At 69.0% G+C, this 18,021-nt stretch carries 18 protein-coding genes and 1 pseudogene; 1 reads left to right on the forward strand and 18 read right to left on the reverse strand.

The features are described from left to right. Positions 1-4 precede the first annotated feature (4 nt). From VQ03_RS03245 to VQ03_RS03300, 12 genes are all read right to left on the reverse strand, one after another. On the reverse strand, positions 5-460 hold the full coding sequence (locus VQ03_RS03245; protein WP_048449421.1) for a hypothetical protein: 456 nt from the start codon (positions 458-460) through the stop codon (positions 5-7). Next, the gene (locus tag VQ03_RS03250; RefSeq protein WP_053078378.1) at positions 457-942 is read right to left on the reverse strand and encodes a hypothetical protein; all 486 of its coding nucleotides are present in this window, start codon (positions 940-942) and stop codon (positions 457-459) included. The genes VQ03_RS03245 and VQ03_RS03250 overlap by 4 nt, the downstream gene beginning before the upstream one ends. Then, positions 936-1,748 (reverse strand): hypothetical protein, encoded by an 813-nt coding sequence (locus VQ03_RS03255; RefSeq protein ID WP_053078379.1) that lies wholly within the window; start codon positions 1,746-1,748, stop codon positions 936-938. Before VQ03_RS03255 ends, VQ03_RS03250 begins: the two co-directional genes overlap by 7 nt. A 5-nt stretch (positions 1,749-1,753) precedes the next feature. After that, complete coding sequence (locus VQ03_RS03260) at positions 1,754-2,206, reverse strand: hypothetical protein (RefSeq protein ID WP_048449423.1); 453 nt, start codon at positions 2,204-2,206, stop codon at positions 1,754-1,756. An 11-nt stretch (positions 2,207-2,217) separates the two neighbouring features. Then, positions 2,218-2,523, reverse strand: a complete 306-nt coding sequence (locus tag VQ03_RS03265; RefSeq protein WP_048449424.1) for a hypothetical protein — start codon at positions 2,521-2,523, stop codon at positions 2,218-2,220. 60 nt (positions 2,524-2,583) lie between these two features. After that, positions 2,584-4,104 carry a hypothetical protein gene (locus tag VQ03_RS03270; protein ID WP_053078380.1) on the reverse strand — a complete coding sequence of 507 codons (1,521 nt, stop codon included), beginning with the start codon at positions 4,102-4,104 and terminating at the stop codon, positions 2,584-2,586. Positions 4,105-4,269: 165 nt separating this feature from the next. Next, complete coding sequence (locus tag VQ03_RS30830) at positions 4,270-6,000, reverse strand: hypothetical protein (RefSeq protein ID WP_053078381.1); 1,731 nt, start codon at positions 5,998-6,000, stop codon at positions 4,270-4,272. A gap of 18 nt (positions 6,001-6,018) precedes the next feature. After that, positions 6,019-6,663, reverse strand: a complete 645-nt coding sequence (locus VQ03_RS03280; protein ID WP_048449425.1) for a hypothetical protein — start codon at positions 6,661-6,663, stop codon at positions 6,019-6,021. A gap of 137 nt (positions 6,664-6,800) precedes the next feature. After that, the gene (locus tag VQ03_RS31470) at positions 6,801-10,160 is read right to left on the reverse strand and encodes a phage portal protein (RefSeq protein WP_083467747.1); all 3,360 of its coding nucleotides are present in this window, start codon (positions 10,158-10,160) and stop codon (positions 6,801-6,803) included. A 32-nt stretch (positions 10,161-10,192) separates the two neighbouring features. Further along, positions 10,193-10,543, reverse strand: a complete 351-nt coding sequence (locus VQ03_RS03290; protein WP_048449426.1) for a hypothetical protein — start codon at positions 10,541-10,543, stop codon at positions 10,193-10,195. A 75-nt stretch (positions 10,544-10,618) separates the two neighbouring features. Continuing rightward, the gene (gene terL, locus VQ03_RS03295; protein ID WP_245291942.1) at positions 10,619-12,286 is read right to left on the reverse strand and encodes a phage terminase large subunit; all 1,668 of its coding nucleotides are present in this window, start codon (positions 12,284-12,286) and stop codon (positions 10,619-10,621) included. Further along, positions 12,249-12,857, reverse strand: a complete 609-nt coding sequence (locus tag VQ03_RS03300) for a hypothetical protein (protein WP_245291943.1) — start codon at positions 12,855-12,857, stop codon at positions 12,249-12,251. The genes terL and VQ03_RS03300 overlap by 38 nt, the downstream gene beginning before the upstream one ends. 236 nt (positions 12,858-13,093) lie before the next feature. Between VQ03_RS03300 and VQ03_RS03305 the strand changes: the two genes are divergently transcribed. Next, positions 13,094-13,702: a hypothetical protein gene (locus VQ03_RS03305; RefSeq protein WP_048449427.1), complete on the forward strand. Its 609-nt coding sequence runs from the start codon at positions 13,094-13,096 to the stop codon at positions 13,700-13,702. Positions 13,703-14,592: 890 nt separating this feature from the next. Here the strand turns inward: VQ03_RS03305 and VQ03_RS32645 are convergent. The 6 genes and pseudogenes from VQ03_RS32645 to VQ03_RS32650 all read right to left on the reverse strand — a co-directional run. Continuing rightward, positions 14,593-14,835: a hypothetical protein gene (locus tag VQ03_RS32645; RefSeq protein WP_157063933.1), complete on the reverse strand. Its 243-nt coding sequence runs from the start codon at positions 14,833-14,835 to the stop codon at positions 14,593-14,595. An 11-nt stretch (positions 14,836-14,846) separates the two neighbouring features. Then, positions 14,847-15,047 (reverse strand): hypothetical protein, encoded by a 201-nt coding sequence (locus VQ03_RS03310; RefSeq protein WP_048449428.1) that lies wholly within the window; start codon positions 15,045-15,047, stop codon positions 14,847-14,849. Between the two features lie 468 nt (positions 15,048-15,515). Beyond that, complete coding sequence (locus tag VQ03_RS30835; protein ID WP_053078382.1) at positions 15,516-16,265, reverse strand: hypothetical protein; 750 nt, start codon at positions 16,263-16,265, stop codon at positions 15,516-15,518. A gap of 55 nt (positions 16,266-16,320) precedes the next feature. Continuing rightward, the gene (locus VQ03_RS03320; RefSeq protein WP_048449429.1) at positions 16,321-16,755 is read right to left on the reverse strand and encodes a Ros/MucR family transcriptional regulator; all 435 of its coding nucleotides are present in this window, start codon (positions 16,753-16,755) and stop codon (positions 16,321-16,323) included. Between the two features lie 29 nt (positions 16,756-16,784). Then, on the reverse strand, positions 16,785-17,477 hold the full coding sequence (locus VQ03_RS03325) for a hypothetical protein (protein WP_157063934.1): 693 nt from the start codon (positions 17,475-17,477) through the stop codon (positions 16,785-16,787). Beyond that, positions 17,434-18,021, reverse strand: a pseudogene (locus tag VQ03_RS32650) (hypothetical protein); the annotation flags it as partial. The gene VQ03_RS03325 and the pseudogene VQ03_RS32650, both read right to left, overlap by 44 nt.

Consider the following 18,021-nt stretch of genomic DNA (forward strand, 5'->3'; position numbering starts at 1 on the left):
GGATTCAGGGAAGATCGATCTCGACGGGCACGATCAGGAGCCCGTCGCCGTCGAGGTCGCCCGGCACCTTGATCGGGCGGCCCGCGATGCGTGCCATGTACTGGGTGCCGGCGAGCGTGTTGCGGCCGAGCATGGCGTCGGCACCCTTTGGCGCGAGCCTGGCGTCGAAGGCGTCCATGATGTCGTTGAGGAGCGCCGCGCCGACCACCTTCGGGTCCTTGACATCGATGTAGACGAAGACCTTCACCTCGATCCGGCGCTTCGGGATCGCGCCGCTCTGCCAGGTGTAGGTCTCGTCGCCGCCCTCGTGCAGGAAGGCGCAGGGCCGGGCCTTGGCGGGCACGTCGGCGAACAGCTTGAGGCGGCGCGACGGCGGGGTCTTCCAGGCCCAGACGCCCGCGATGACGGACTTCAGAGCCTCGACGGCGGCGTTGCGGGTCGCGGGGGCTGGGAGCGTCATGCGCCGGCTCCGCGCACGGCGGCGCCCTTGAGCCGCGCCACGATCGCCGCTGCCCGCTCGGCGAGACTCGGGCGCATGAACGGCCGGGCCGGCTGGTCGACGTGGCGGGTGAACTCGCGCACCTCCACCTCGCGCGGCGCGATGGCCCGGCCGAAGGCCTGGGTGATCGTGCGGACGTGGGCCTGCACGACCTCATCGCCCGTGAAGCCGAACTCCCAGCGGGCGCCGTACTTCACGTCGCCGGACTGCGCGACCACGCCCGAGATCCGGTCGCCCTCGGTCTCGACGTAGCTGTAGATCGAGCGCCGGAGCTTGCCCGTGACGACGTTCAGCACCTCGCCGGACAGCTTGCGCTTGACCAGCGCCTCGAGGATCAGGCGCTCGATGTCGACCGCCGCGCGGATCTCGCGCAGCACGTCGCCGACGACGCGCTCGAACCGGGCGACGACCTTGGTCTCGTCGACCTGGATCTCGGTCAGCACGGCGGCACCACGCTGGCGTATTGCTGCAGGACCGGCGCGACGAAGTCCGGCACGGCCGCGATGCGATAGGAGACCGTCTCCTGGCCGCCGAGGCTCTTGGATTGCAGCCCGACGCGCTCGGCATAGGCCTGCCGCTCCAGGATCCATTCCCGGGCCGCATTGGCGAGGTCGGCCGGGACGTAGCCGTAGGTCAGCGCGACCTGCCGGCCGGCATCCACCGCCGCGAAGGTGTAGCCGCCCACGCCGTCGATAGCGTACTGACCGGCAGCCGGGGCGGAGGTGACGCGGGTCAGAGCGCCGCCTTCGGCATAAGTCACGCCGCCATCGCTCGCCCAGGCGCCGTAGGGCTCGAGTGTCGCGACGCTCCCGCCCTGGGGCACGACGGCGGCCTCGGCCGTGACCTGGTAGCCGGCCGTGTAGGTCACCGTGACCCGGGCGAAGCCGAGGCCGAGCGGCGCCCCGGCGGAGAACCGCAACATCTGCGGCCGGCCCGGGGGGGCCTCGTCGGCGGGATCGACCGTGGCGCCGGCGATCGGGCCCGGACCGGACACGAGCGGGCGCATGGCCGTCCCGGCAAGATCGACCGCGTCGATGCGGATCACCGGCCATTGCGCCAGCAGCACGCCGGATCGCCCGACCTCGCGCGTCTCGGTGTAGCTGCGCGGCAGGATCGATGGCCGGTTGATCGCTGTCAGGATCGTCCGGCTCACCGCCTTGATCTGCCGCTGAAGGGCCGGATCGGTGTCGGGATCCGGTGTTGCGCGCAGGTCGGAGAGCCGCACGAGGTCGAAAGGGTTGGGCGCCACCGCGGTCAGCCCGCCAGCGCGGCCCGCGCCTTGTCGCGCAGGGCCTCATTGGTGATCGGAGGCACGGCCGGCACGCCCTTCAGCTTCAGGAAAGCGAAGAGCTCGGGCCGGGTCATCGCGTCGATGGCCTCGGGCGTCACCGCGGCCGGGTCGAGGTTCGACGCCCCGTCCTGCTCCCGCTGCTGGGCCGCCCGCGCCTCGGCCAGCATCGCGTCGAGCTCGTCGTCGGTCATGGCGTCGAGCCGGTCGGAGAACAGGCCGATCAGGACCTGCTTGCGCAGGTCGAGCGGGCGCGCCGGGGCAGGCGCCGGGCCGGCCTCGTCCTCCGCCAGGAAGCCGTGCGCCTCGAACTCGCCGCGGAAGCGTGGGTCGACCTGAACGAAGCCGTCGCGGATCTCGACGGGGAAGCCCTGGTGGGTGAACCCTGTCAGCCCCTCGGGGGCGCGCATCGTGATCATGGCGGGTCTCCTCAGACCGCGTTGCCGTTGAGGGGATCGCGCCAGGTCTGGCCGTCGAACACGATCAGCTTGCCCAGGGTCTCGTCGAAGAACTGCGTCCCGCGGTGGGAGGCATAGATCCCGGTGCGGCCCTTCGGGCGCTCGCTCGTCGGGCCAGACGGCGCGATGTAGGTCCAGCCGTTCGCCTGCAGCACTTGGCCGTCCTGCTCCGGCACGCTGACGACGGTGCCGGGCTGGCCGGAATAGGTCCGCCTGTTGACGATGCGGGTCCGGTCCGAGACTGCGATCGGTGGGAAGAGGCGCCAGTTCATCGGCATGATGGGCACTCGCGGCGGGAGAATGGGTGAGGGCGGCCTTCGCGCCGCCCAGGACGATGATCAGCCGTTGCCGATATTGTTCAGGATCGCGAGGCTCGGCGGGAAATAGTGCTGAAGCACCTCGTCCGCGTAGACGCCGTATTCGTACTTGCGCGAGCGCAGCGGCCACTCGATCTGGTAGTAGTCCTGCCGCGTCCTGATCTGCATGACGTTGCCGATGTTGTTGACAGGGTACGGCAGCGCCGCGGTGGTGAACAGGATGGTGCCGGCCGGCATGTTCGGGTGGACCCGGATGTCGAGGACGGAGCCGCCCTGCATCGAGAACCGGTTGAGGTACTTGCGGATCATGATGCCGCCGCCGAGCACGTCCTGGGCGGCGGAGAACTCGAACTTGAAGGCGCTGTTGGCCGAGCCCTGCAGGATCTTCTTCGAGAGGTTCAGCGCCTCCTGGCTGTTGACCCAGATCGTGTCGGGCGAGAGCCGGTAGGTGTCCCACATCGTCTTGAGGACGGCGTCGATCTCCACCACGCCGCCGGCGCCGTCGGCGGTGAGCGGCGTGCCGACGCCCGGCACGCCGGAGGGCATGGTGACGATGGTGGCGCCCGATCCGGCCTTGAGCGCCTGGGTGAGCAGGCCGTCGAAGGCGAGCGCGTTGGTCGAGCGGTCGGCGGCGCCGAGCGAGGCGGCCGTCTGCGTGCCCGTCGCGGTCGCCGTGATGGTGACCGAGTTGATGGAGGTGATGGCGCCGAGCAGCTCCGAGCCGGCCGCGCCCCAGAACCAGGCGTAGCCGAGCGCGCCGGAGAGCGCGGCGACCGAAGCCGCGACAGAGCCGGTCGGGCCGGTGACCGAGACGGTGGCTGCCGCGGAGCGCTGGGCCGCGCCGCCGCCGAAGATGTCGGTGCTCCCGTCCGCGTTGGTGCGGGTGATGGTCGACTGGATGCCGCCGGCGAGCGAGCCGTTGATCACCCCGTCGAGCGAGAGCGCGACGCAGATCACCGACAGGGTGCCGTTGGCCAGGCTGCCGCCGGCCGACGAGGCCGAGAGGGTCGGGGTCGGGGTGGTGCCCAGCGCGAGCGAGGTGTTGCCGCCCAGGATCATCGCCTCCTCGCCGAGCATCAGGCTCTGGAGGCCGGTACGGGCCGCGATGGCGCGCACGTCGTCGAAGCCCGCCGCGGCGTACTGCGCCTCGAAATCGACGTTGCTCTCGATCCCGATCCCTTTGTAGGAGGCGGTGTAGTCGGCGGTGGAGACGATCTGCACGCCGCCCCGGTTGCCGCCCGACACGCCGATGCGCATCCCCGACACGTTGATGCCGGTGATGGCGCGCCAGGCGGCCTGGATGCCGCCGCGGCCGGGCACCCGCGGGATGAGGTTCCGCAGCGGCGTGAGCACGGGATAGAGCGACTTCGCCCCGAGCTCGAGGTCGTAGAACGTGAGGCCGCTCGTGGCCGAGGTGCCCTGCGAGAAGGTGGCCTTCTCCAGGCCGGCAAGGCCGAGCTGCGCGAGGATCGGGTCGTTGAGCGGGATCGCCTGGGCCTTCTTCAGGGCCTCCAGGGCGGCAGCGGGATTGTCCTGATACATGGGAGCGTGATCCGGATCGAAAGGCACGGCCGCGGGCGCGCTCGGCCCGTTCCCGGGCCGCGCCGTTGCGGACGTCGTAAGGGTGTGGGCCGCAAGGCCCGGCGGGTGAGGTCCGGGGCCGGCCCGTCCCCGGGCGGCTCGGCCTCGATGTTCAGCCCCGGCGCGTCAGCGCGCTGCCGGAACCAGTTGCTGGGGGTTCTGCTGAGCGACCTTGATCAGCAAGGTGGCGCGGTCGTCCGGGCTCATCTTGGCGAGCAGTTGCAGGGCCTGCTCGTCGGAGGCCGGCTCGGGGCTGCCCTCGGCGCCCTTGGTGACGGCCCGGCCGGCGAGGTGGCGCGGCACCGGCATCGCGCCGATCATCGTCTTCAGCGTGGCGATTGCCGGCATGATCTGGTCCGTGACGGCCTTCTGCAGGGCGTCGCGCTCGCCCGCGACCTTGGTGAGCTCGGCCCGCACGACCTCGACGAGGTCCGCGCCCTTCGCCAGCGCGTCGCCGCCCGCCGCCTTCCCGGCCCCGCAGGTCGCCCCGAGCGCCACGGCGTGATCGTGCACGCCCTGGATCTTCTCGGCGTCAGACTTGCTGTTGCGCGCGCCCACCTTGGCGAGGGCCCGGCCGCCCATGCTGTCTGCCGGTACGGCCTTGCGAAGCGCCCCCCAGGCATCGTCGCTCAGTTTCCCGGCGGCGAGTGCCATCGTCGCGTCGTCGGTGCTGCCCGCGAGGTCGTCCATCTCGCTCTGCACGATCGCGACCAGGAGCGAGAGGCCCTGCGCGGCCCACGCCCGGATGCGGGCCAGAACGTCGGTCTGGGCGCCGGCATAGGCGGCGTCGAAGGCGAACGAGGACTGCAGGTCCTTCACCTCGCCGATCAGGGAAGCCAGGCGCGAGACGCCGTATAGACCATTCTCGAGGTCGGATGCGGAGGCTTTGTCCACAGTGCCCCCGGCGGCCGTGTCGGTCGGGCGACGGCGCTTCCTGGCCGGCTTCGCCGGCGGGTCCTCGCTGGCTGTCTCGCCCTCCGGGTCGCCGCCCGCCCGCTTCGTCAGGTCGGCCAGCAAGTCGAGGACCGGCCCGGTGGTGACGCGGGCGGCGGCCTCGGCCTCGGCGCGCGCATTGTGCGCGAGCGCGTCGGCCTTCTTGGCGAAGGTCGTGCCGTCCTTCGCCTTCCAGACCTGTTCCACGCCGGCATAGTCCGGACCCGGTTCGGCGGCGGGCGGCTCCTCAGCGCCCGAACCGCCCGCCTTCGCCAGGGCCGCCGCCGCGGCTTCCGCCTCCAGCGCCTGTCGCGCCGGCGCGATGAAGTCGCCGGGCTTGCCCGCCTGGCCGGCCGCCTTGGCGAGGGCTTCAGCCCGGGCCACGACGTCGGCGTTGCTGGGCTCCGCTGGCGTCACCGTCACCGCGGGGGCGAAGTGCTTGGTCTCGGCGGCACCGTCGGCCTTCAGCACCTGGAACGTGGCGGAGGGCAGGCAGGGCAGGTCGACGAGGCTGATCTCGGACGGGTCGGCGGTGTAGCGCATGACGCCGTCCTCGCCCTTCCAGCGCTTTACGTAGGCGCCGCCCTGGGAAAAGCCGGTATAGACGCCCTCCAGCACCTTCGCCCACTCGGCGTCGTCGACCACCTTGGCGCAGACCTCGATCTGCCGGGCGTCGTCGTTGAAGGCGAGCGCCGTGACCTTGCCGGCCGCGACCTTGCCGTGCATCGCCCGCAGGTTGCCGAACGACTTGCCGTCGGTGGCCTTGTGGATGCCGCCCGACCACTTCTCGTAATAGGGCTTGGTCGAGGCGTAATCGCAGACCTCGCCGGACCGGTCCTTGGTCTCGGCCGTGGCGACGCCGTAGACTAGGCGCTGCTTGGCGTCGACCTTGGTCAGAGGGAGGAAGAGGGATAGAGGCGACATGTTCGTGTCCTCGCTGGCTCAGGCGGGCTTTGACCGCATGGCCGCCCGGCGCGCGGCCATTGAGCTTGAGGCGGTCTCCAGCTCGCGCTCGAGATGGGTGATGGCGTCGTCGTGCCGGCCGCTGCCGGCCTGTGAGGCCGAGGTCGCGCGGCTGGCGGTGTTCTCGCGGATCGTCGTCAGCGCTTCCTGAGAGGCGGTATAAGCATCGTCATAGTCCTTGAGAGCGCTGACCAAGTCTTCCGTGTCGAGGTTCAGAATGCCTGCATCCGGCGCTGCATCGCCATATTTACCTCGGATGGCTGACGCCTTGTCGTAGGCGCGGCCGGCATCCTTGAATTGCCTGATCGCGTCCCTTCCGGCCGCGATGATCTTCTCCGGGCTGGCGTCTGGGTCATGGGCTGCGGCGGCCACGCTGTTCAGGCTGTGCTCCAGCCCGCCGGCATGCTCGCTGAACGCCGCCATGGCCTTGTCGTGCCGCTCTTGGTCCTTGGTCTCATAGCCCTCACCGGGCCCGTATTCCTCATCCTCGCCGCCGCCCGAGTCCCCGTCGCCGGACGACGAGAACTTCCCGTCATCGTCGCGCGGATGGTCCTCCTCGTTCCACGTTTTGGCGAGGCTCGGCGCGCCGAAGTTGCGGACGAGGCCGGTCAGCGCCGTGGCCATGCTCGGCTCCTCAGATCGTGTCGGATCGGGTGGCGTTGAGGTCTTTGGCGGGACGCGCTATGCTCGCGGGCAGCCGCCAGTCGTTTCGGACGTGTCAGCTCAGGCCGGTTCTGAACCGTGCATCGAGCATGGCGGTGCTACTTCTTCCACAACGTGACGACTTCGATCCGCCGCTTCCCGCGCTGGATCTCGCCGATGCAGGTGTATGTCACGCCGTCAATGTTCTTCGTAAAGATCAGGCGGGGCTGACCGTTTGCCTTGGAAGCAGGACCAGCCTCAATGGTGTCCGGCCGCCGAACGATCACGGGAACTTGCGCGAAGTCATCTGCAGAGACGGGGATCTGCCCCCGGGACCTCTCCTGCGCTGAGCCGTGCTTGGCGAGGATGTGCTTGATGCCTTCATTGGTCAGGGTGTGCTTGAAGCCGCGCACGTCGACACCGGTGAGAGCGTGGATCCTTGCCGCCCTCGTCACCGCGCCGAGGCTGGCGCGAACGACGGGAGCCGCCTTCTGGCCGGCCGCGCCGAGGGCGGACGAGAGACCAGACGTCCACCGGCCACGCTCATCCCGCTCCTGACGTGGATCGAACGCCTTGCCGACCACCTCCGGGGCGTCCTCGATGACCGGCCCCACCACGCATCGGCATTTCGGGTGCGCCGGGGTGGTGTCGTCGCCGCTCGGAAACTCGTCGTCGAGGTCGATCGGCCCGGCCTCGGCATTGGCCTGGCAGGCCGCGCAGCACCCGTCCTCGGCCCACCACGCCTTCTTGACCCCGACGCTCGCGTCTCGTGCCGCGTGGTAGCTCTCCAGCGAGGCCTGCCCGTTGACGGCAGCCACCTCGGTCTCGGCGATGGTGAGCGCCCGTTCGGCAGAGAAGGCGTAGGAGGCCTCGATCTCATCGGAGATCGCGTCTGAGCCGATGTTCCGGTCCAGCCCCGAGGCGATCGTCTCGCGCAGCATCGCCCGGGTCGTCTCGTCGATCCTGTAGGAGGCGCGTTTCGCCTCGACGAGGTCGCCGTTCTCGTCCCAGCGCATCCCGACCAGTTCGGCCGCGCGGGCGCGGGCCTGCGCGACGGCGCCCGCGTTGACCTGGTCCACCAGCGTGTCGAGGCCGTCGACCCCGACCTGCGCCATGGTCCGCCGCACCGTGTCGGTGGCGACGCCGCTCAGATCGCTGGCGAGGTCCGGCGCGAGGTCGCCGAGGTCCGAGAGGTCGACCCGGTCCAGGAACTCGTCGGCCTCGCGTCCGGCCCGCTCGGCCTCCTCCGGATCATCCGGCGCCGCCTTAGCGAGCGTGCCGAGCCCACGCGCTGCCGCGACCGCCTCGTCACGGATACGGGCGAGCGCATCCGCAAGCCGGCCCGTGATCGCCCGGATGGCCCGGCGCGTGGCCGGCCGCTCGAAAGGGACCGGGTCCGGCCGCCTCCACCGCTTCGTGAAGCCGGCAGCCTTCTCGGCCGGTGCCTCGATCGCCGCGACCTTGTCCTGCCAGGAGCGTCGGCGCTCCTCGATCGCAGCCAGGGCCGCCTCGCGCACGTCCTCGTCGAAGTCGCCACGCGCCTCCTCGACGTGCCGGCTCATCTCGTCGAGCGTGGCATCCACCGTGGCGGCGAGTTCCCGGCGCAGGTCGGCGACGATCCCGGCGCGCTCAGCCTTGAGCAATCCGCCGAGGCCGGCACCGTCGAGCGCGCCGGCGATAAGGCCCGTGGCTGACTCTGCATCCACGCCGGCTTCGGACAGCAGGTGACGGGCGATCTTCTCGGCTGCGTTGGTGAGCAGTGAATCCGCGGCATAGGTCGCCAGGGTGACGACGGCCGGTGCCGTTCCACCGCTCATAGCCGTGACGACGGCGCCGCCGGCGAGGAGGGCCCCCGCGAGGGTGGTGTTGCGGACCACGCTGCGGAACGTCTCGCCCGTCTTCTCCCGGGTCTTCGCCGGTCCAGCGTTACCCGCGCTGCTGCCTCCACCGCTGGTCCACTTGCCGTCTGCGGCCCGGGGTTGATCCGGATCGAACTTGGCGAGGTCGAACCTGGCGAGGAGCCGCTTGGCGACCTCGTCCTCGCCGTCCTGTTCCTGGCCGCCGTCCTGCGCCCCGAACGCGCCACCCGGGCCGGCCGGCGGGCCGAGCAGGTCCATGGCCGCCTTCTTGGCCTCCAGCGTGTTCGCGTCGATCGGCACGTAGCCGGCGCCGGTGAGCACCATCAGCTGGTTGGCGGCCGGCGACGGGTCGGGGTCGAGGCCGTCCTTGGCCCGCACCTCGTTGATGCTCATCAGGCCCGACGAGGCCTTGCCCCGCAGGATCTCGGCCTGCCGCGCCTCGTCGATCTGGACATCCTCGGCCCAGGCGAATTCGAGCTCGGGCGCGCCGAGGTCGTCGGCGAGCACGTCGTCGATCAGGCCCTTTACCCAATCGAGGAGGGGGGCGAGCCCTTCTTCCTCGGCGATCTCCTTCTGGGTGTCCGCGCTCGCCCGGTTCATCTGCTTGAGCAGGGCCTGGGGCGAGGTCGAGAAGGCGAAGCAAACGACCCTGGCGAGCCACTCGTCGAACTCGCCCTTCAGCTCCGGCTCGCGGGTCTGGATGAACGTCTTCGCCACGCCGCCGGGCACGAACTTGGCCTTGCGCCGACGCGCCTGGTTGCCCTCGAACAGCGAGTCCCAGTGGTTCTGGAACGCCGCGATCTGGTCGGGCGTCCAGGTGTCGGGCACGCCGATCAGCGAGTCGGGGACGTTGCCCGAGGTGTAGTATTCCAGGGTCCCGACCTGCCTGCGCAGGGCGATGTTGACCGTGGTCATGACCTGCTCGACGGGCGAGTAGCCGTAGACACGGTTCACGCGCCGGTTTCGCGGCCGGTAGAGTAGGTCGTTGGCGGTGTAGTTCACCGCTGGCAGGCCCTTGAGGATCTGCTGGTAGGCGTCGGGCCACTCGGTCTCGCCGGCGCGCAGCATCGGCTCCGGGATCCGGCCCCAGTCATCGACCAGCGGCTTGATGGTGGCGCCGTCGATCGGCTCCAGGGCCAGCAGGTTGCCGGCATAGTCGCGGCGCTTCAGCAGCGACAGGGCGTCGATGACCAGTACGTCCTCGAGCACCATGCGCAGCCAGTCGGCCCAGCCGTTGAGGCCGTCGGGCTTGCGCAGCCACGCGACGAGCGCCGCGGCCCGGCCGTCGGCCGCCCGCCCTTCGCGCGGCCGAACCGTCCAGTTCATCCGGGCGATCTGGTCCTTGCGCGTCTCGATGACGAGCCGGAGGAGGTCGTAGCCGTCGGCGAGCCGCCGCAGCATGTCGAACCCGACCGGCTCGTAAGCCCGGGCGGTGGTGTTGAGGTTGTAGCCGACCGGGAAGTCCCAGGCGCGGCCGCGCACCTCCGGCGGCGCCGAGGGCGGCATGGGCGCGCCCGGCCCGAACCACCCCGAGCCCTGCCCTGGTGCGGCGTAGCTGACCTTCAGCGTCAGCGGGGACAGGGAGAGCCCCTGCACACCACCGCGGGACGGGTTCGCCATTGTCGCTCCGGATCCCGGGCCGCGCGCCGCCGTCAGGCCGACGGCACGCTCTCGGCCGTGTCCTTGGCCGCGTGCTCGGCGGCCTCGTCCTGCTGCGTCACGGTGCCGGCGGGCTGGGCCGCCTCGCGCTGGGCCAAGTCGAGCGCGGTGGCACCCTCGGTCGCTGAGGTGTACGACGGCGAGGTGACTGCGGCCGCGGTCGTGCCGTCGGGGCCGCCCTCCTGCTGCTGGACGACGTAGCCCGCGCCGATCAGGTCGCGCAGGTCGGAGGCATCGACCGTCACCGTGCCGTCGGGGGCGATCGTGTAGGTGCGGCCGGACTGGCTGGCCTGGATCTGGCCGCCGACGCCCGGGGGCGCCTTGAGGACGACGTTCGGCATCATGGGTGAAGTCTCCTGGACGAGGCCGCGACACCGGGCGGACGCGGCGAAGGTGGGCGGGAGTGGCGTGGATTGCCGTCAGGCCGTCGTGTCGCCGGCATCCGCGAAGCCAGCGGCCCGAAGCGGCCCGGCATCCTCGCTCGCGACCCGCACCAGCCCGACCGCGTCGGGCACGTAGCGAGTGCCGGTGAGGCCGATGACCGTTCCGGTACCGGGCGGGGCTTGCATCATGATCTGCCCCGCTACGACGCCGGAGGGCATCGACCAGCCATGCTGCGGGGCAGTGACGGCGGGCACGGCTTCTGCCGCCCGCCGGTAGAACTCCAGGATGCCCTCGCCGCCCTTCACGCCGGCGAGCTCGTTGAAGGCGTCGCTCGCGGCATCCACCTGGTCGTCGTGCGAGCCCGAGGGGAACATGCCGAGTTCCTGCAGGAAGGCGTCGTTCCAGGGCGCCCGGCTCAGCTTCACGTTGCCCTGCTCGACCTGGGCGGCGAGCGGCCGGGCCCGCGTGTCCTTGGCGCCCGTGACCGGCAGGGCGGTGACGATGTAGCCGGCGAGCGCCGCGACGAGGTCCTGCGCCTGCGCCTTGCCAGCCTGGCCCGGGTCCTGCGGCAGCCGGATCGCGACATCGCCGCCATCCTGGCGCGCGGTGTCGAACAGCAGCGTGCGGACGGCGCCCGGGGTCTTCTGCACCCGCCTGACGTCGAGGACGTAGAACGCCCCGTCCTCGCCCCGTCCGATCTTCACTCCCGCCGTCCAATCGCCGCCCTGGGTCGTCCCGGCGAGGTCCCAGGCCCGCACCATCTTCGTGATGCGGGGGAGCGCATCCACGATCTCGATCTTGCCGACTTGGAACAGGCCGCCGTGCCGAGGCGCCGGCCGCTGCTGGAACTGCCCGGCGACGGCGTAGGCGCCCAACGGGATCTTGTCGCGCTCCACCACCTCGCGCGGGAAACGGGCCGGGAACAGCAGGTCGCCGTCCTCAACCCGCGGATCGCGAAAGCCGATGGAGGTGACGCACCGGCGGTCCGGCTCGAACTCCATCGGCAGCATCAGGTGCTCGTAGCCGAGATCCTTGGACAGGATCACGCCCGAGACGTCCCGCTCATGCAAGCGCTGCATCACCACCACGATCGCCGAGCGCTTCGGGTCGGTGAGGCGGGTCGGCACTGATTCCAGGAACGTCGTGGTGACGCTGCCGCGCTCTGCCTCGCTCTCGGCGCTGTCGACCGAGTGGGGGTCATCGATGATGACACGGTCGCCGCGGGAACCGGTCAGGCTCTTGAACGCCATGGCGTCCCGAACGCCGGTTCTCGTGTTCTCGAACTTCGTCTTCGCGTTCTGGTCGCCTGTGAGCACCACCCGGTCGCCCCAGAGCGCCCGGTACCAGTCGGAGGTGACCAGCCGCCGGGCCTTGAGGTTGTCGCGCACGGCGAGGGGGATGCTGTGCGAGGTCGCCACCACGCGGGTCGAGGGCCGGTTCCGCGGGCCCCATTCCCAGGTCGGCCAGAACACGCCGACCATCAGGCTCTTCATGGTGCCGGGCGGCACGTTGATCAGGAGCCGGGTGATCTGCCCGGCGCTCACCGCCTCCAAGTGCTCGGCGATCGCGTCGATGTGCCAGCCGTGGACGTAGGGCGCGGCCGGCTCGACGACGTGCCAGGCTCTCCGCACGTAGCCGGCCAGGCTCCCCTCGCAGTCGAGCCGGTCAAGCTCCCGCAGCAGGGTCTTCGGGTTGGCCAGCAAGGCGCTCGGCGATGGCGCGGAGCTGATCCCGTTGGCCCTGGTCGAGGCGGTCGAGCGCGGCACGGACATCGGCCCTGGTCGCCGGTTCGAGCCCGGCCGGATCGGCATCGAGGTTGTGGGCCTGCCGCTCGAGCGGGATCAGGCGGGCGGTGACGCGGGACAACTTCTCCAGCAGGTCGCCGGGGCTTTCCCGGTCCCCCAGCAGCGGGCCGTCGGGCTGGCCGCCGTGGAGGTGCGTCGCGAGGCGGTCGGCCAGGACGCGTTTCAGGCCGTGGAGCTGCTGCAGGTCCCGCCGGTGGGATGTGACGACGTCGAACCCGATCTGGGCCGAGGTCTCGATGATCTCCGCATCGGTACGCGTGCGTGAGGGCTGCGTACCATCGCTGCGTACCAGCTTTTCGCGTACCGCCTCGCGGACCTTGTCGGCGAGGGCGCGTGTCCAGCCCTCTGCCTTCGCCCTCTTGCGGATCGCGCCTTCGCTGATGCCATGGGTCTTGGCGATCTCGCGGATGGAAAACTGCCCGGCACGGTAGGCCGCTTCGATCGCTTCCCAGTCGGTTTTTGCAGGCATGGGGTGGCGCCGAGGGTTTCAGACCGGGAGGGCCGATGCACCTTTGGAGGGGCGAGGGGGAGCTTCTGCCAACCTCGCCGAACAACGTTCAATGCGGTGGCGACTACCGATACTTGTGACGTTTCCATCACACGGTTGTGGACACTCGCGCTGCGCTACAAACCCTTCATTGCGCAGTGCCCGCGCCGGTATCACAACCCTCGCAATGCCGAAGACAAGGCATGCAGGGGGTCTAGATGAGGCTACTTAAGTTTGGCATCGCGGCTGTCGTGGCCGCGAGTCTTGGCGCATGCGTTGCGCACCAGATCCGCGACCGCGATGACTTCCTTGCCGAGGGAGTTCGCACCTATTCGGGCGAGACACGCGAGCGCGTACTTCAAGCCGCTCGAACCGTACTTCAGATTTCAGATCCGGATGACTTCGAATTCCGCGACACGCTCACCGGCTTCACCGGTCTGCGCCGCTATGTGCTATACGCCGTCGTAGCCGCGGCTCAGGGCCGAGAGAAGTGGGAGATGCAGACCGAGAGTGACGGCAAGGCCCTGCGTGCTGCCATCTCGGTCTCGGAAGCTGGCGTCTCAACGGGTGGATATAGCACCACCCCGTATGAAGGGCGCATGGCGAGCATCCCGCTCTATCGGCTGTTCTGGGACCGCGTGGATTACATGCTCGGCCGTCGCCCGGATTGGGTGTCGTGCGAACAGGCTGAGACAGCGCTGGCGGCGAGCAAGACGGGCTCTGCGTCGCTCGGCGGTCTCTGTGGCCCCACCAGCAACGGCCGGAACGCTCCGCCTCCCCAGCCTCTCCCTCCACTGGCGAAGGGCGGCCGTCAGCCGCGCGCGTAAGGGCTTCTCGGGCTGACTCGTCTGAAGACCGTGTCAAACGCTAATGCTCCGGGGCAACCAGTAGCTACGGTTGCCCCATCTGGCCTCTGTTCAACCGCCGCAGGGGGGAGATGGCGGCTTGGGCTGTAGGTGACACGAGCCCAGCCCGTCTCATCGAACGGCTTCCGGGGGGCCCGGAAGAAACTGGCAAACGGGGCATAGCTGCGCCTGCTGCCTCGCCATGGTGCTGTGCACCTTCGCGGGCCGGGTCCAGGCTGCCGATCCTCCGATCGGGCGTGCCCCAACCGGGGCGCGTCTTGTGCGGCGGGAAGACCCCACACGCTGGAGCTGGATTGCCTGAGAACTTATTATACTGGAGACCGCAAGGCTTCACAAGCGCTTGCGCCTAACGGCCAGATAGATCTTTCGTGCTATGTGGCGGTCTAGCGCGGTCCCTGACCGCGGAACATCTCGCCCAAGAATCCCAGCCCCTGAGGGTCAGCATGCGTAGTTCCCGCAGACCAATCGAAAGCGGCTGCGCGTTCGATTACTATCGTCGGACTGACGGACCTTACCACGCTAATGAATTTCTGCATGGCATCATCCGGCGAAAGCGCCTCAATTAGAAGCGTGGTATTTGGCAAATTGAAGGAGCCGTTGCCATTTGTTATGGCAAAATCCCTGAACCCGGCGACCGTAGCTGCACGCTTGACCTCGCCCCACATCTTGTCAAGATCGTATGTTATCAGCATCAACATCGACGTCGTCCCATAAATATATTTTCATGCCACAGTGATAGCGCGAAGCTGCATAGCTAAATTAGGCGCATGCAACCTGTCTGCCCCTGGATAAGAGTGAGCGCGCCGGAGCTTCTCAGGCCCAATTCGGCGCACCCACAGCTATTTCAGGCGCTACGTAGCACGCCGCCACGGCAGATGAGCAAGATTAATACTTGACAACCAGCCCGTGATGCGTCGATCGCCGTAAATCTTATGCCTGCGCGATCCCAATATTGCGGTTGGAACGCCAAACTTAATTTGCCATTCACGCCATACTTGTTCACGTTGTGCAGAACTTTCCAGGACACCGTCTGCAACGCCGACGACTGCCAGCTTCATTCCCTGCACAGTCAGGCATGCATAGTCGTACGACATAGCCGCCTCCCTTACAGGCTGCGGCGGCGAACCGCCTCGTCGTAGCTGGTCGGATGGAGGCGACCGAACTTCACGTCCGCAATACGGCCCTGATTGACATCGTACGCAGCTGCGATGCGGCTGTACATTTCGCCATTCATCAGGCGCAGGTGGACCTCCACCGCTTCCTCAAACGTGAGGCGATGGGATGATCCGCGCTTGGGATTGAGCATTTTTGGGGTCCTCAGTTGGACCCCGGACAGGTTGACAGCCAGCCTCTGCCGCATAGAATGCGGGTGCTTGAAGACGTCTGCAGCCTGTCCAGGGCTTCTGCAGAATTCAATGGGAAGCCGGGGTTGCCGCCCCGGCTTTTCCATTGAGCAATGGGATTGCTCCCATCACGAATCCAGCTTCGCCTGACTCGTTACGCACGTCAATAGCCGTCACGTAAAATGCCTCGATTTTCCACGAGGTTGCCCGCTGACGGGCACGCGTCAGATTTGACGCGTCGGGATACCCTTAGCCCAGACTGCCTCCCATGAGCCAACGGTGAGCCATTTTTGGCGCGGACAAAAATCGAACGCTCAAGCCTGTAGGAGTGCCCCAATCCGAACAGCTTGGTGCTGTTTGATTTCGGTGGGACAACACAGTTTGGGTGGCCTCCTGTGGACAGGTCGCAGAGCGCCAGAACCGTGGACCGCTCAAGCCACCTGAAGATGCCCCGCTTCGCAGGGCACAAGCGTGATCCGGCCGAACACACTAACCCCCACCGTGTAGAGGTCGGCCTTCGAATCGTGCCCCTCCACGACACCCGGGAACAAAGCGAACGGCCCACCAGTGACCTTCACGCGATCTCCCGGCTGGAACAGCAGCGCCAGCAGGTCGGTCTCGGTCGCGACGTGCGACAGGCCGGTGCTGGCGTCGTACCGCTTGAACCCGATCACATGGTCCGCGAACTCCTGCATGGTCGCGGCCGAGATGAACGGCATTATGCGGTCACCCAGGATCTCTGCCTCGAACAGCGCCTGTCGGTAGTGCTCGCGGGGCACCCAGTCCAATCCGTGGGTGGTGACCGAGAAAACGCACCGAACATGCCGGCACTCCTCGATCAGCCGCATGTCGGACCACCCACGAAGGCCGACGAACAGCACCCGGCGCATCACCGGCACCATGGCGACGCGGGGAGGGCGGCCTTCGCGCTGCTCGCGGACCTTCTCACGAGCTTCGAATACGGGCAGACCAGCGGCCTTGAGAGCGGTAGCACAGCGAGCGCCGCTGGCGGGGAACGCCTCGACGGCGAGCCATTCCCGGCCAGCCGGGAGGATCACCCGCTCACGGGTCCGCAGGCGGCGCTTGATGGCGTTCTCGCGGTCGTGGCGCGCCGCGGTCTGGGCGTGCTTCACGGACTGCTTACGACGGGCCTTGCGGCGGGCTCGCTGCTTCTTCGTCATGGTACGCTCCCTCGACTTGCAGGATGAGGCCGGCACCGGAGCGCCGGCCCGTGTCTCACGCCGCCTGATCGATGGGCTTCGCCTTGGTTCGACTCCGCCCCAGGCCTGACGCCCTGGCGATCTCGGAACGCTCCGCCGCATAGTTCGCGGCGACCATCGGGTAATCATGCGGCAAGCCCCACTTCTGCCGATACTGCTCCGGCGAGAGGCCGCGGGTGGTGAGGTGCCGCTTCAGCGACTTGTAGGGCTTGCCGTCCTCCAGGCTGATGATGTGGTCCGGGCTCACCGTCTTGCGGATCGGGACCGGGGGCTCGGGCCGGGCCGGCTCCGGCTCGGCCGGTGCGTCCAGCTTCGCCAATGAGGCGTAGGTGCTGGCGATCAGCGCGGGTAGCTCCGCGGCCTGGACGTGGTTTTCCGACACGTAGGCGGAGACGACCTTGGCGGTCAGATCGATGAGGTCGGTGTGGGGCATACTGGTCTCGTTGCTCATGGTGGTGTGGGCTCCTGAGGGGAGGGGATTCAGGCTGGGTGGGCCTGCGACACCGGTCGGCCGAGAGCCTTGGCGAGCGTCGTGTCGGAGAGCTTCAAGCCGCCGAGCCCTCGGGCCTTCAGCAGCTCGAGGTGATCGGGCAACTCGGCCTCGATGCCGGCGACAGGCCGGTGCTGGCCCTTCTGCCGAGCGACGATGCTGGCGAAGCGGGCATCCAGTTCGGCCCGCTGCTCGGACGTCAGCTGGTACTCCTGCGGCGCCCGGGCGAGCAGGATCGTCTCCAGGTCGCCGGCCTCGATCTGCCAGGGGCGGACGAGGACCCGGACAGCGATCTGCAGCTCGGCAGGCGTCGGCGGAAAGCGCGGATCGCCGCCGGTCGGCCGAGGATCCCAGCCGTCGCAGGCCTGCTGGATGGCCCAGGCGGGATAAGGCCGGAGCTTCTTGCAGAACTCGGTCGCGGTGCGCACCGCCTCATCGTCGCTGTAGCCGCGCAACGAGGTGAAGCCCGCCAAAAAGGCGGTGACGGCGTTCCCGATCTCCACCTCGACCGCCGGACGCAGCAGGCGCTTCAGCCCGCGCAGGCGCTCCCGGATTGCCACACGCTCCTCGCCCTCCGGCCGGCTCGCAGCCGGCAGCTCGTACCGGCCGGGCCCGCGATAGACGACCTGGTTCCGCAGCTCAGCGGTACGCATGGCGAAGTGGGATGACGGCGGCGCCATCAAGGTCGAGGTCGAAGCCAGGTTGGCGATCTGCTGTGCCATCGCGCAAGCCCTCTCGGATGCGTCGGTTCAGGTTGTGGAAGCCGCCGCGCTGTTCGCGGCCGGGGAACAGACCGGGCGGGGGCTGGCCGCCGCCGGGGCTGCCGGGCGGCCGCCCATCGGGTGACCTCGCTTGGCGCCGCCGGCCCATCTCGCGCAGCCGGTTGCGGAGAGTGCGCGGCCAGTCGACCTTGCGGGCCTTCTGGCCGCCCTCGGCCAGCCAATAGTCGCAGAACTCGGCCAGGGCGGCGTCAGCTTCGGCCTCGGTCAGGCCCATCTCGGCACAGACGGCGCGAGCCTCAGGGCTTTCGGCGAAGTCAGCCGTGAGGCGGCGGGCGCGGGGCTCGGATTTCGCCCTGGGTGGCTCGGCAGCGGGTTGGGCTGCCGGGGTGGCGCCGGCTTCGACCGGATCGACCAATCCGGGCAGCTCGGCGTCACCGGCCCCCTTGGGGGCTGTCGGTCCGATAGGACCGACTGGGGGAGTCTGGTTGGGGGATGAGTTTATAGG

This window comes from Methylobacterium tarhaniae (assembly GCF_001043955.1).
Taxonomy (GTDB): Bacteria; Pseudomonadota; Alphaproteobacteria; order Rhizobiales; family Beijerinckiaceae; genus Methylobacterium; species Methylobacterium tarhaniae.